Consider the following 13,603-nt stretch of genomic DNA (forward strand, 5'->3'; position numbering starts at 1 on the left):
GGCTTGGTACACTGAACGTAATCAATTGCAAAAGGCAGTAGATTGGCAGTTTACTACTGCCGATGCTCGGATTCGACTGAAGCGCCTCTATCCACAAATTGAAAACTGACAGTCCACTAGGGAATTTTGGGAATGAGACAGGATACTCACCATCAGAGACAAAATCAAACACAAAATCTCCTTGTTAGCCTTGGAGGAGTTGGACTTTTGGGATTTTTGGGTGCCTTGGCTCCATTCAATTTCCCAGGCAAGATTGCGCAGGCGAACGTGCCCTCAGCATTGTCTATCCCAAGTGCCACAGATGGGTTCACCCGCCCGGTGCTCAAACTCGGCAGTCAGGGCGCAGATGTTATAGAACTCCAAGGCATCCTCAAACTGTTGGGATTCTATGGGGGGGCGGTAACGGGAACCTACACCGAAGAAACCTTGATTGCTGTGACCCGATTTCAGCAGGCTGCTGGACTCAGTCAGGATGGAGTCGTGGGGGGAGAAACCTGGGCAAAGTTACTCCCCCCTGCGCCCGGTGCAACGCTTTCCAACGTCACGCCATCCAGTGCCCCCACCCCAGGGCCAAAACCGTCGAATTCATCCACCCCGATCGCCACTCCTTCCAAGCCTACGGCTCCTTCCAAACCCGCCGCCCCTCAAAAAACACCATCGCCTCAAGCGACTTCCCCAGAAGATCCCTATCCAGTCCTGCGCAAAGGAGCCAGCGGAGAAGCAGTCGTTCGGTTACAGAAACGGCTTCGGGCGATCGGTCTGCTCCCCAGTCTAGCGGATGGTATTTTTGGCGATGAAACGGAAGCAGCGGTCAAAGCCTTACAAGAGCAAGCGAAATTAGAAGTCGATGGAGTGGTTGGTGAAGCCACTTGGAAAGCCTTACAACGCTAGCGATTCACTAGACAGCAAGGTTAGCTAAACAGTTTGCTGGCTAAACAGTTTGTTGGGTAGACCGTTCACTTAAATCACTTTAAGGATTTGCGAAGAAATTATATTCCCGATTCCTTGGAGTGGTTGGTGAAGCCACTTGGAAAGCCTTACAACGCTAGCGATTCACTAGACAGCAAGGTTAGCTAAACAGTTTGCTGGCTAAACAGTTTGTTGGGTAGACCGTTCACTTAAATCACTTTAAGGATTTGCGAAGAAATTATATTCCCGATTCCTTCATCTACCCGTCCACCCACCTACCCATCCATGTGGGATTCTACGGATATGCTGTTCCCAAGGCTTTAACGGGTTGAGCTTTAACGGGTTGAGTTTGACGGGTTGAGCCATGTCCCAAGCTAGAGATTGCAACAGTCTTAAAACAAGATTATTGCAAAATGTAACTAGCCATCAACTTTGATAAAACTCTTGTTTTTTTCAGTCTGTACCGAGTAGATTAGATGCAGGCACAAAAGGAGCAACACACCTCCTCCCCAAAGATATAGATTAAAGCTTGTGCCGCCTGCTTTAATCCCATCACAAAGGTTAACTTTTGAGCTTCATCTTCGGTCTCAAAATCTTAGCTCTGGAATCTAGTCTTAAACATTATTCAACTCAATTAACATGTACCTGCTAGTTACGTTGTTTGAGGCTTCTCTACAATCCACCTAGAAGTACAGTCTGAATAGACTGAGAGCGATTTAAAGCCCGTTGACTAATGTGATTTTGTCCACGATCTCGCTTTCGTAATTGAACCAAGTTGCAAATTGAATTAATCTCTAGTATTCAGGGTCTGGTCATTTTGACTAGACCCTTTGAAATGTTAAGATATACTCTTTTCAATTGCTTAACTGAATGAGCTGGGCGGCGAGATTCTGTGCCTCTAATTTGATGTCATTCTAGGATGTAACTCTTCCAGCGTATTTGAAAGTCTGGTGAAGAAATCGGTATGGTTACTTTAGATCACTTTGCACGATCGGCGGTTATTTCGATCGAAGATCTTTGCCATCAATTGCAGTTGCAATCGGAGGGCAACAATCCTGATAATCCCCATGCTTCGATCGTCATTGTAGATTGTCGTTTCTCATTGATGCAGCCCCTCCTCGGACGGCAGCAATATGAAACAAGTCATCTTCCCGGCGCGTATTATCTCGACCTCAACCAAGATCTCTCTAGCCCTGTGGCAACCCATGGTGGTCGCCATCCCTTGCCAAATCCAGAAGTTGTGGCGGCTCAATTAACAGCGATGGGGATCACCCCAGAAACATTGGTTGTGGCCTACGATGACTCGCGATTGGCGTTTGCGGCTCGGTTGTGGTGGCTGCTAAGGTACTTGGGGCACGATCGGGCCGCTGTCCTCAATGGGGGCTGGTCTGCATGGCAAGCCGCAGGCTTATCCACCACGGCAGAAATTCCGCCACCACGCCAAGGTGCCTTTGTGCCTCGCCCCAACCCCCAGGCAATTGTGAATATCCAGGACATCCGCGAACGTCAATCTCAACCTGAGCTAGAGTCCAAGATGATCTTGATTGATTCGCGGGAATCCGTGCGCTATCGAGGAGAATCGGAACCGATCGATCCCATCGCGGGCCACATTCCTGGAGCGGTAAATTACCCCTGGCAAACGGTGACTGATGAAAACGGCTTTGTACAATCCTTAGATATTCAACGAGATCGCTGGAAAGCCCTCTCCGCCGCTCCGCCCTCTCCGGAAATCATTGCCTACTGTGGATCCGGTGTAACAGCCTGTGTTAATCTACTCTCCCTCTATCAAGTTGGGATTCCTGCGAAACTGTATCCCGGTAGTTGGAGTGATTGGTGTTCTTACTTGGTTTAGTACGGTTGAGAAAGTGGGTGGGTAAAGGCGCTAGATTCAGACAATCTAGGTGCACCAAGTTGGCCTCTAAAACTATTCTTTCTAAAACTATTCTTTCTAAAACTATTCTTTCTAAAACTGCTTTTACCTGAAACAGTCAGCCCCTAAAACAGTCAGCCCCTAAAACAGTGGCACATTAAAGACAATCCCTACCCCTAGGAGCCACCCGTTGAAGTCCAACCCAGGATTGGAGGAATTACCGAAACTACGTCCTCCGAAAATGTTGATTTGGGTGCGGGGATTCAGGGTGTAGCTGAGGCGACCCGCTAGTTGGTGGTACCAGTCTTCTCGGGGCTGCTGAGTAAAATGTGTCCAAATGAACTGATAATCTAAAGCGGCCTGTAGACTCGGGGATAGTTGGTAGCTGAGAGATCCGACTAACGTGTTGACAAGCCGATCGTAGTCTTGAATCTCATCTACTAAACTCCAACGAAATTGGTAGTAGGTATTGAAACTAAGTCGTTTGCTAAGCGGGTCTTGCCGCGAAAATTCGATCCGTAAAGAATTATCGTTGAGGAACCGCTCTCCGGTCAGAATAGTTCGTAATCCTTCCTTGGAAGTAAATAATTGTTGGTTACTCCAGCCGATTTCCCCAAACATGCGGGGACTCAACCGTTGCAGAATTCCTGCCCGCAATCGCAGTTCATCGTAATTTAAGAGTGAGGCATTGGCATATCGAATGATATTGGCATCGATCGACGTCACGGCGTAGGTTTGAGGCCCGAGGGCAGGGGCATAGAACAGGGTGAATCCTGACCGAATCAATCCGTCAGCCTCGCTTAAAAAAGCAGACGAAAAAATATTGGTATTTCGAAAATAGTCCACCCGGCCCAACAAGAAGACAGAAGGAGCTTTAGGCTGCGGTGGTTGAGGTAAGGGTCTGGGTTCCCGAATACGTAAGTCCCCAAGTTCTGGATCCGCAGAACCGATTGGACGTAATGTTAAAGTTCCTAGCTCGGGATCTGTATTGGGTTTCAGGCGAATTTCTCCTAACTCTGGATCAGATGTAGGAGTTTCGGCCAGTAGAGACTTGGCCTGGGAAGGCGGAGCTAAAGGAGTTTTAATCGTTGGGGTCGCCCCGATCGTTGAAATAGGCCATTGTTGTAACGAAAGAGTTTCCAGTAACTTCCACTGCGTTGCCTTCGAGAAAGTTGAAACATTCCCCATAGGAACCGCTGCAGGGTTGTGCAATAGCCCATCCAGACGGGAAAAATGATTGGGCAGGAGATGATCCTGAAACGAGCTGTCTAGCGATGAATTTTGGGGCCAGACTGCTGGTTGGGGAGGTGTTCCCATGGGGGCCAACCGTGGAAGGCCAAAGCGGGAATCGGGTGGCGGTGGGACAGCCGGACTATTGGCAGGTGGCGGAAAAGGGGGAGGCGAGTTAGGTTGTCTGCTGGGTTTGTCGGGGGGCACTAAAGGTGCAAAATTGGCCAATGCAGGTGCGCCAACCCCAACGCTAGTCATGACAGCAAGTTGGATACTGAGATTGGCTATCAGCCGAGACAACGGTATACGGCCATCGTGAAGTTGCTGGAGCAAGAGACAATCACCTTAATTTGATCAGCACAGGTTCTGGAGAACAATTGGGGGAAGGGTCGCGTAAGTATCCTGGTTTGGTGCTTGATGAATTGGGAAATTATGAATTGGGAAATTTTAAGGAGTATCGCTTAATGTCTGTCTGTCTAATACAGCCTGTGCTAGACAGCCTATGTTAGAATGCGATCCTCTCAACTGGCCTCCCTGGATTGGGTGAATCACAAAACTTCGTGCAACGATCGCGCCCTAGGTGCGATACACTTCCATCCTGCTCCACTCCGTTCAAAGCGCCAAATCGAAAGCTGCCTTCCTTTGTAGCCGCTATTGCACTTCCTGTCATCCTCATTATGTTAGGGAATTAAAGTCTTCTTAAAGAGGCTGGTGATTTTCCTAGACTGTTCATATACTTTTAGGAAGGTTGGTTCTTGGGTAAAATCCTAAAGTCTGTTTTAAAATTTTCTACAAAGTATTCTTTAAGATAGTTTTTTTGAGCCAGGTATTCTTTGAATCAGATATTTGGCCATTCTTCTCAAGGTTGTTGAATTTATAGCCATCCCATCTGATTGATGAGCAGGCTTCGGCTCGAAGTCTTGCAGTCCCTGGATAGCAGCTTTCTCGCGATTTACGTCTGATTGCTATGGAAATTCCCCAAGTTTCATCCTGAATTTTCCAGGGAATGGCTAAGGAATGGTCAAGGCTCGCTCCTAGCCAGGGAAGGAGGTTCATAAAAAACGATTGGCGTAAATTGTGTCAAGATGGGTAAAGTTGGTTTCATCTATGGGAATTCACCCGTTAGATGTGGTTCACTTGATCTATCTGGTTAGATATTAAGTATTGCGATTCCTCAGGTTTTTTAGGGAAAAACTTGCCATACTGGGGAGTGAAGCCAAGTAATGAAGCCAATAGGGTGTGTCTTCAAGGTGGCAGGGCATAACGCAATCCAGTGTGATTAGAGACAGTGTGATGTAGCGATCAAGTGATAAGCATTAGGTACCTAGCGCTTAATGGTACATAACAATCAAAAATGATCAATTAGCGCTGAAGAAAGTTTTAATGAGTATCCTCGCCCCTATGAATGATCCGGGGGAGCTTTCTTTGATATTGTGCGATATGGCTACTGAATATTACGGGTGCATGGCATTAGAGCGGTTTTTTATTACACTCAACTCGCGGGGCAGTTATGTTTAGTAAATGGTTCCCTCTCGCAGCCATCACAGGGATTGGTCTGAGTTTGGCACTCCAACTAAATGGGGCGATCGCAGCACCCCTGACGGATGCCCGAGTCAAAAAACTGATTCGTGAAGTGCAGGTTGCGCTTAAAAATCAGGGACGTCGTCCTGCCCGACTTGAGGATCGTCTGACACCAGGAGACTTGCTCTCCACTCGGAAATCATCCCGGGCAGATCTACGGTTTAATGATGGAACCTTTGCTCGGGTAGGTGAGCTTTCTACCTTCAGCTTCCGGCCTAATCAGCGCCACTATGACCTCAGCAAGGGAACGTTTCTCTTTGTTATTCCGCCGGGTCAGGGCGGGGGAACCTTTAGAACCCCCAACGCCACTGCAGGTGTGCGGGGATCAGCCCTTTTCATTCGCTACATCGAAGAGGATGACATTACGGTCGTGGGTGCACTGACCAATAATCCCACCGGGCCGATGGAAATTGAAAATAAAAGTGGTGAACAAAAACTGGGGCTCCGGGCTGGGGAGATGGTTGTCTTACAAAAAGACAAAATTATCGGCCTCTATGAATTTGACCTGCGCCGCTTCTATGAAACGAGTGAAATGGTCAAGGGGCTAGACCTACAAGGCAGTAACGGACGCCATTCCGATCCCGATATTGCGAAGGTGCAGGAAGAAACGGTTCAAGCTTTAAAGGAGCAATCTCCCTTTGAAGGCCCGATCGCTGAAACCCCCGATATTCTGAAAAATCCAGCCCACCGACTGGTACAAGCAGGCACACCCACTTTACCCGGCACGCTGGCCAGTGGAACGGCCTTTGATTTAGCCAATCCCAACTTGCCCGATGCACGGATCCAATTCAACGATCGTGTTACAGGAAGCACCACTGTTTCCCCACCCCCTGGAAATTCATCAAGTGTTAATTTAGGGCAAGGTCGGGTTGATAGTTCTCCAGAAGATCGGATTTCGAAGCAACCCATTATTTCACCACCTTCGGGTGGAAGTCGGGTGGAGCCTCCTTCGGTAGAGCCTCCCACGAAAAATCTAACTGAGTTGCCCCAACCGCCTGTACAGCCCCAACCGCCTGTACAGCCACCCGTACAGCCCCAACCGCCTGTACAGCCCCAACCGCCTGTACAGCCCCAACCGCCTGTACAGCCCCAACCACCCGTACAGCCACCCGTACAGCCCCAACCACCCGTACAACCGCCTGTACAGCCACCAACTCCAGATCCAGGTTTGGGGAACAACGGCACTCCGCCGGGGTTGATTAATGGAACTGCGCCTAATGGGGTGGGTAACAACGGGACTCCACCAGGGTTAAATAACGGAACTGCGCCTGATCCAGGCTTAAGTTCCCTCCAGAATTCCACTGCGACCCCTACTCCAACCACCGTTCCTTCCGTCGGAGCTACTCAAAATTCGTCTCCGGCTTTAGCTCCTGCATTAAACACATCTACCATCCCTCCTGGATTAAATAATTGAAGCCCAGTCGGTTTGGAATTCCTTCGAGAACGTAGGTCGCGGTATCGAGTAACAAGTTAGTGACATAAAAAAAGAGGGATTGAACAGCCCTCTTTTTTACGTCTTGCGAGTTTTATGGCATCCGATCGCCGTTAGCTGGCTTCATTCCACGCTTGAGCTGCATCCGCGATCGCTTGATCAACGGACTTTTGTCCCAGCATTGCAGCCTGGAGATTTTCATAGATTAGCTTTTGCAATTGCTTGATATTTTTCATTGCAGGAATTAGAACTTCTGCTTCCTTCAGTTGTTGGGCACTGATGATGCGGGCTTGATCCAGCGCTGTAGCTTGGGCAGGTACCTGGCTGAAGTAGGGATCTTGTAGAGCGGCTTGGGTCGAAGGGAGAACATTGGCCGCCTTGGCAAAGGCTAACTGGTTTTCGTTGTTGGTGACAAAAAGTGCAAATTTCAGCGCGGCCTCTGGCTGATCGGTCATTTTAGGAATGACTAAGTTCATCACCGCAACGTTTTTCTTGCCAGTGGATCCCGTCAGTTGGGCTGCGGGGGCTGAGACCTTGGCGATCGTGGGAGCATTGTTACTAACGGTACGGAGGAATTCAGGGCTAGAAGATAAAATCGCGGTTTCACCCTGCTGATAGAGGTCGATCCCGTGACGGTGGCCTTCGGTCAGCACTTCCTTAGGAAGTAGGCCGTTTTTGTAGAGATCTACCCAGCTTTGAAAAATAGCTTTTCCCTGGGGAGTATTGAAAGCAGCTTTGCCCTGACCATCCACTAAGGTCACTCCCTGTTGCACAAAAGATTCTAGAACTTCCCCAGAATCCGTGGGTACCAACGTGGCGAAAAAGGCATATTTCCCGGTTTTGTCCTTAATCTGCTGGGCAGCCTTAAATAACTCAGCGAAGGTGGCGGGGGGGGTATCTAAACCCGCTTGCTTCAGTAAATCTCGGTTGTAAATTGCAATGCGCGTGGTCAGGTACCAGGGGAGTCCAAAGGTTTTATTCTCTAGGGTGCTGGCTTTCCAAATGTTAGGTAAGTATTGTTGTTGAACCTGTGGTGGCACCTTACTCGAGAGATCCATCCAGACATCTTTCTCGGCCAGTTGGGAAGCAAAGTTAGGATTTAAATTAACGACATCGGGGGCTGTTTTAGCGGCCACTGAAGTGAGGATTTTGCTTTCCATCGCCGCCCAAGGAACGTCCACCCATTTTACTTTAGTGCCAGGATTTTCAGCTTCGAAGCGACTAATCAATTGGTTGAAGTAGCTGGTGTACTGGGGCTGAAGCTGCATCGTCCAAAATTCAACTTCGGCGGCCCCCGATGATTTCTGGGCATTTCCCCCGCAACTGATCAGCCAGCTGGCCAGCAATCCCAAGAGTCCCCAGATACAGAACTGTTGCCAAGCGTTGCTCGACTGTCTGCTCCACCATTTGCTCCACCGTTCTTGTATCCCATCCATAGTTGATAGCCTCAAGTTCATTTCCTCAATTGATATCCGCTTAAGTACCCACCTTAAGTACCCACCTTAAGTACCCACGATCGCCCCGTCCTACCGTTAAAACAGGGCTTATCTACCCCGGTCAGTCTACCAAAGGAGCGAATCTTGCGGAAAACTCAGATTTTTTCGTGCGTTTTTGAAGATTGTGTGTAACATCACTGTTGGGGTGCTATTCGTATTTAGATCAAATGTTTCTTCAACTAAGAACATCTTGGCCTAATTGAGTAGCTTCATAGCTATAAATTGAAACTACTTTTCAGGGTTCCTAGATTTCTTTATTAAGAGTCTTGGCCGATGGAAATTCTCTCAAAAAATGAGGTGAAATTTTGCTATCTACAAAGGAACTCTGACTCAATCTCTATAGGATGATTGCTCGATCCATTGATCGGGGTTATAGCAAGAATAGCGCTAGCTTGCGAGAGATTTATCTACTTAGCAAAACTAGTCGTTCATTCTGAAATAAATTGTGTACCATGCGGTAGAACGCACTGTATTTGACAGTGAGTTGTCGTGTTTCGGTTCGCCATTTCTTACTTTCAAACTCGTTCATAGTGGGCTAGCAACGCTGTGGTTAACAGTTTTAAGGGTCTATTTTCAAAGAAGTCGAAAGGGGTCGGTATTGAATTGGCTCCCGATCGCATCAACATCGTGCTTTTGCGGCGGCAAGGGCAAAAGTTTCGGCTGGCAAATTATGTGACTATTCCGGTACCAGAAGGGGTTTTTCAGGAAGGTCAAATTGTGGATCAATCAGCCCTGGCTGAGTTGATTCAGTCGGCCATGGCTGAGAACAAAATTAAGGCTAAACAGGTGGCCACAGCGGTGCTGGGTGGGCGGGATACGGTAACACGCATTATTCCGGTTCCAGCTGAGCTGGACGATCGAGAATTGCGGGATATGGTGTTGAACCAAGAGGCTGGTTTGTATCTCCCCTTCCCCCGAGAAGAAGCCGATGTGGATTATCAAAAACTTGGACTTTTTATCGATGAAGATGGGATTGAAAAAGTCCAAGTGTTGTTAGTAGCCACCCGCAAGGAAATGACGGATTCCTACATCCGCACCTTTCGCCAAGCAGGCTTGGAAATTGACGTTTTAGAAATTAGTAGCTTTTCGCTGATTCGAACCATTCGAGATCAGTTGCGTCAGTTTGCCCCCCAAGAAGCGGTGGCGATCGTGGATATCGAGTTTGAAAGTACTGAAATTTCGATCACCGTAGATGGCGTTCCGCAATTTTCTCGAACCGTTCCCATTGGCACCTATCAAATTCAAAGCGCCCTATCCCGCGCCATGAACTTACCACCTTCTCGCAGTATTGATTTACTGCAAGGGATGACCATTCCCGTGAGTAGTGATATGGGAAGTCGTCCCGGAGGAACGAATCCTGGTACTGCTGCCATGTTGCGCATCTTGGGAGAGCTGGCGGATGAGTTGCGGCGCTCGATCGATTTCTACACCAACCAAGGGGAAAACCTAGAGGTAGCGCAATTGCTTTTGGCAGGGCCAGGAGCTGCGATCGGGCAACTGGATGAATTTTTTACCCAACGCTTGAGTCTACCCTGTAGCCAGATCGATCCGGTTGCAGCGTTGGCGCTAGAAACTCCGCAGGACATTCCAGAGACGGTAAGACCGAGTTTGGGCGTTGTGCTGGGACTAGGTTTACGGGAGGCATGGTAGATGTATAGCTTAGATATTAATTTTCTCAACGATCGCCCAGATCTAAAACCGGATTCAGCGGGACGGAGCCGCAGCCCAGGGCTTTCTCCCGATGATAAGCGCCCTTTGTATGCGGGAACCGGCTTAATGCTGTTGCTGATTTTTGGCACCTTGGGCATTTGGGCCTTTTTTAATTGGCAGAATGGGGTATTGCAAGATGAGCAAGCCCGACTGGATAGCCAATTAGGAAATTTGGAAGCTAAGAAAAAAGAATTAGCCGACGCTGAAAGCAAGGTAAAAGCAGCGGAAACTGAAATGCAAGCGTTGGCTTCCGTGTTCAACCAAATTAAACCCTGGTCTGCCATGGCGCAGGATTTGCGCGATCGCTTACCCGCAGGTGTTCAACTGAGTTCAATCACCCAGCAGCAACCCCAAGGCCAACAGGCGGGGGCAGCGGCTAATGCGCCAACCTCAGGCATTGTCCTGATTCAAGGGATTGCCCGCAGCTTTGAGGAGGTCAATGACTTTCTGGTGGTGTTGCAGCAGTCTAATTTCCTCAAACCGGAAGAAACCAGCATTGTTTCGGTGGAGCGAGAGGATCCTAAGGCCCTATCTTCGATCAGCTTACCGATCGAACGGAAGGATACAGGTTCCCCCCAAACCTTAGAAATTCCTAAGTTCCCAGGCGATATCAAGTTTTCGATTCAAACGGCAGTCACGGATGTTCCCACTGCCGATTTGTTGCGAGAACTCGATCGTAAGGGCGCTGTGGGTCTTGTTAGCCGCATTGAGTCCCTCAAAAATAAGGGAGTGATTAAACCATGACCGCTAGTGGAGATTTTATTCCTCAAGATCCTGAATTTGATTCAGGCCCCAGTTATCCCTCGGCCTTTGGCATCACTTTTACCCCAACGGTGACAGGCGTTCTGTTGGGGATTGGTGGCATAGTTGGTGCAGTTTTATTGTGGCTAAACCTCGTCCAACCCGCTTGGGATCAGTACAACCAACTTAAGGAGCAGGTTGCCCAAAAGCAAGAGCAACTAAAAGAACTACAAACGATCGAAAAGAAACTCAAAGATTCAAAAGTTCGATTGGCCCAAGTAGAGCAGCAGCGTCAGCAGGTTCTGGCACTCTTTGCTTCTGAGAAAAACCTCGACACAATTCTGTTTGATCTCAGTCAGTTGATTGAAAAGAATAATCGCGGTGTTGTCAACGAGAAACGGGCTAAATTAGCCAATTGCCCGGTGTGGGTTAAGGAGCAATACACGAGTATAGCCAGCGCCCAAAAGTTTGAGGAGCAATTTGGGCCGCTTGTTGCTGAAGCTAAGTTAAGGAAGTTCCAGCCCTTTGTTGACCCGGCTCAAGCTAGCAATCCCGCTGCGAAAACAGCCGTTGCTGGTGTGGTCAACGATGGTTCCTTGGGTGAAGCCCTTAACAATAAACTGAAGCGCAGCACGATTAGTGTTGAATTTGAAGGGAATTTTAATCAAACCCAAAATATTTTCCGCACGATCGAGCGATTGCAGCCCCTCTTGATTATTCGTGAGTTGAACGTCAAGCGGGGTCGGGGTGGCCAAGAACCTCGCGTCAATCGCTTGTATGAGGTTACCCCCGGAGACGGCACGATTAAGTCCGCTGACCAAATTCGGTTCTTAACCAATTGTCAGCCAGACTCTTTGGTGACGACTTCCTTCAAGATGGATGCGCTGATTCCGCTCACCTCCGACGAGGCGAAGAAATTAGCCCCCAGTCCGAGCCCGAGTCCTGCCGCGAAATAGGACTGTAGGCCAAGGCTTGAACTTACCAAGCTTTGGTCTGAGTTAACTTGAGTTGACTTTATTCTGACTAGACCTTGATTAGACGATCGCGATCTTTCCTAAGGCGCGACCGCTTCACAACCCTTTTCCATCAGAGGAGTGTACTGTGAGACAGTTTCGAGAAATCAGTGGAGCACTGGCTGCAACGGTCGCGCTAGTCGCAGTGGCTCATCCTGCTGTTGCAGCTTCCACCCAAGTGACCGACGTCCAAGTCAGTCCCAGTCAAACGGGATTTGATGTCATCCTGAAAACCCAATCTGAAGGCGGTAAAGCGCCACAAGTCTTTAATACCAACCGAGGAAATACTTGGACGGGATTTATTTTTAATGCTCAGTTGGCAAAAAATCAGCCTCTGCGGCAGGATAATCCGGCTCCTGGCATCGCTTCGGTGATGGTGTCTCCGGTGAACAATGGCGTTCAGGTAACGGTGGTGGGTCAAAACGGCACCCCGACGGGTCAAATTACCCGAAAAGATGGCGAGAGTGTGGTGTTTAGTGTGAATGGTAAGCCGGGGGATACCCGTGTGGCCCAAGCGACTCCAGCACCCAGTGCCGCCCCAACTCCGGCACCGTCGATCGCGCCCTTCGTGCCTAATCCCACCGCACCCCGAACGGCTCCCATTGCGCCGGTCACTCCGGTGCCTCCCCTGCTACCTAAGGCCTCTCCACCTCCGGTGGGTGATATGGCCGTGGCACAGATTGATACTAGCCCCAGCTATATCGATCTAGGTACCAGTGAGCGGATTCCCCGATTAGTGCTCCGGGATGCCCCCGTGCGGGAAGTGTTGTCCCTCTTGGCACGGGCTGCTGGGATGAACCTAGCCTTTGCGGAAACGCCTGGATCAGGCCCTGGGGCGTCAGTCCCCGGTGCGCCCGGTGGGGGTTCTAGCTCCGGTGGGCCAACGGTATCCCTGGACATTGAAAATGAATCTGTGCAGGATGTTTTCAATTACGTGCTGAGAATTGCCTGTGTTGCCCCGTCTGGATCCTCTGGCGGTGCACCCGGTGCAGGGGCTCAGTGTGCCGGCCTAGAAGCCAATCGAGTGGGTCGCACGGTGTTTGTGGGGCCTCGGCTACCGGATGATGCGCGGAATGTAATTTCCCGCACGATTCGGCTGAATCAGACTACAACGGAAAATGCCTCTAACTTCTTGACGACCCAAGGGGCAGAAACGCAGTTGCCGATCACCCAGGTGCAAGTGCAAACCGTTGGGGAAGGAGCAGCCGCGAGAACGATCGAAACTCGGACGCCTACGATTTTGGCATTGCGAGCCAATGAAGGGGTTGGCCCGCTGATTCTGCGGGGGCTTTCAGTATCGGGTGATAATCGGTTGAATAGCATTACGCTAACCGGCTCCCCCCGTAAGGTGGCGATCGCGACAGCCTTGTTGACCCAGTTAGATGCCCGTAAGCGTCAAGCTTCCGTCAGCGTCAAAATTATTGATGTGAATCTCCTAGGCATTAACCGCGCAGGAACCAGTTTCTCGTTCAATATCAATGACACTAATGTTGTGAACTCCGGTGGTAAGTAGGAGGGGTAAATTAAATGTAAGATAGAAGGAACTTTTTTCTCTTTAAAATGCCAGCCCCTCTCCGTATCATTCTTAGCCCAGAAGACGATGAAATGTTGAGCGAATTGA

At 49.4% G+C, this 13,603-nt stretch carries 10 protein-coding genes; 8 read left to right on the plus strand and 2 right to left on the minus strand.

Annotation, left to right across the window (positions count from 1 at the left end; all coding sequences use genetic code 11):
- Positions 1-207 precede the first annotated feature (207 nt).
- On the plus strand, positions 208-891 hold the full coding sequence (locus tag ACN4EG_RS25265) for a peptidoglycan-binding domain-containing protein (RefSeq protein WP_431633058.1): 684 nt from the start codon (positions 208-210) through the stop codon (positions 889-891).
- A gap of 982 nt (positions 892-1,873) precedes the next feature.
- Positions 1,874-2,761, plus strand: coding sequence for a sulfurtransferase (locus tag ACN4EG_RS25270; protein WP_431633059.1), 888 nt, complete (start codon positions 1,874-1,876; stop codon positions 2,759-2,761).
- A gap of 159 nt (positions 2,762-2,920) precedes the next feature.
- Here ACN4EG_RS25270 and ACN4EG_RS25275 read toward each other — a convergent pair whose 3' ends face one another.
- A complete protein-coding gene (locus ACN4EG_RS25275) occupies positions 2,921-3,967 on the minus strand; it encodes a BamA/TamA family outer membrane protein (protein WP_431633060.1) in 1,047 nt (348 codons plus the stop codon).
- An 86-nt stretch (positions 3,968-4,053) separates the two neighbouring features.
- On the opposite strand from ACN4EG_RS25275, the gene ACN4EG_RS25280 reads away from it, so the two are divergent.
- Complete coding sequence (locus ACN4EG_RS25280) at positions 4,054-4,188, plus strand: hypothetical protein (protein WP_431633061.1); 135 nt, start codon at positions 4,054-4,056, stop codon at positions 4,186-4,188.
- A 1,331-nt stretch (positions 4,189-5,519) separates the two neighbouring features.
- Complete coding sequence (locus ACN4EG_RS25285; protein ID WP_431633062.1) at positions 5,520-7,004, plus strand: FecR family protein; 1,485 nt, start codon at positions 5,520-5,522, stop codon at positions 7,002-7,004.
- 131 nt (positions 7,005-7,135) lie between these two features.
- Here ACN4EG_RS25285 and ACN4EG_RS25290 read toward each other — a convergent pair whose 3' ends face one another.
- Positions 7,136-8,458: an ABC transporter substrate-binding protein gene (locus ACN4EG_RS25290; RefSeq protein ID WP_431633063.1), complete on the minus strand. Its 1,323-nt coding sequence runs from the start codon at positions 8,456-8,458 to the stop codon at positions 7,136-7,138.
- A gap of 606 nt (positions 8,459-9,064) precedes the next feature.
- Here ACN4EG_RS25290 and pilM point away from each other — a divergent pair.
- From pilM to ACN4EG_RS25310, 4 genes are all read left to right on the plus strand, one after another.
- Positions 9,065-10,168: a type IV pilus assembly protein PilM gene (gene pilM / locus ACN4EG_RS25295; protein WP_431633064.1), complete on the plus strand. Its 1,104-nt coding sequence runs from the start codon at positions 9,065-9,067 to the stop codon at positions 10,166-10,168.
- Entirely contained in the window at positions 10,169-10,972 is an 804-nt protein-coding gene (locus tag ACN4EG_RS25300; protein WP_431633065.1) for a PilN domain-containing protein, read from the plus strand.
- Positions 10,969-11,925, plus strand: a complete 957-nt coding sequence (gene gspM, locus ACN4EG_RS25305; protein ID WP_431633066.1) for a type II secretion system protein GspM — start codon at positions 10,969-10,971, stop codon at positions 11,923-11,925. Before ACN4EG_RS25300 ends, gspM begins: the two co-directional genes overlap by 4 nt.
- Before the next feature lie 145 nt (positions 11,926-12,070).
- Positions 12,071-13,495: a secretin N-terminal domain-containing protein gene (locus tag ACN4EG_RS25310; protein WP_431633067.1), complete on the plus strand. Its 1,425-nt coding sequence runs from the start codon at positions 12,071-12,073 to the stop codon at positions 13,493-13,495.
- Positions 13,496-13,603 lie beyond the last annotated feature (108 nt).

The organism is Alkalinema pantanalense CENA528 (genome assembly GCF_050753345.1).
GTDB classification, from domain to species: Bacteria; Cyanobacteriota; Cyanobacteriia; order Leptolyngbyales; family Leptolyngbyaceae; genus Alkalinema; species Alkalinema pantanalense.

Bases quoted from the DNA above. Each gene is read 5' to 3' on its own strand.
- gspM (WP_431633066.1), top strand. From the start codon at position 10,969: ATGACCGCTAGTGGAGATTTTATTCCTCAAGATCCTGAATTTGATTCA.
- ACN4EG_RS25275 (WP_431633060.1), bottom strand. From the start codon at position 3,967: ATGGGGAATGTTTCAACTTTCTCGAAGGCAACGCAGTGGAAGTTACTG.
- ACN4EG_RS25290 (WP_431633063.1), bottom strand. From the start codon at position 8,458: ATGGATGGGATACAAGAACGGTGGAGCAAATGGTGGAGCAGACAGTCG.
- ACN4EG_RS25270 (WP_431633059.1), top strand. From the start codon at position 1,874: ATGGTTACTTTAGATCACTTTGCACGATCGGCGGTTATTTCGATCGAA.
- ACN4EG_RS25280 (WP_431633061.1), top strand. From the start codon at position 4,054: ATGAATTTTGGGGCCAGACTGCTGGTTGGGGAGGTGTTCCCATGGGGG.
- ACN4EG_RS25285 (WP_431633062.1), top strand. From the start codon at position 5,520: ATGTTTAGTAAATGGTTCCCTCTCGCAGCCATCACAGGGATTGGTCTG.
- ACN4EG_RS25300 (WP_431633065.1), top strand. From the start codon at position 10,169: ATGTATAGCTTAGATATTAATTTTCTCAACGATCGCCCAGATCTAAAA.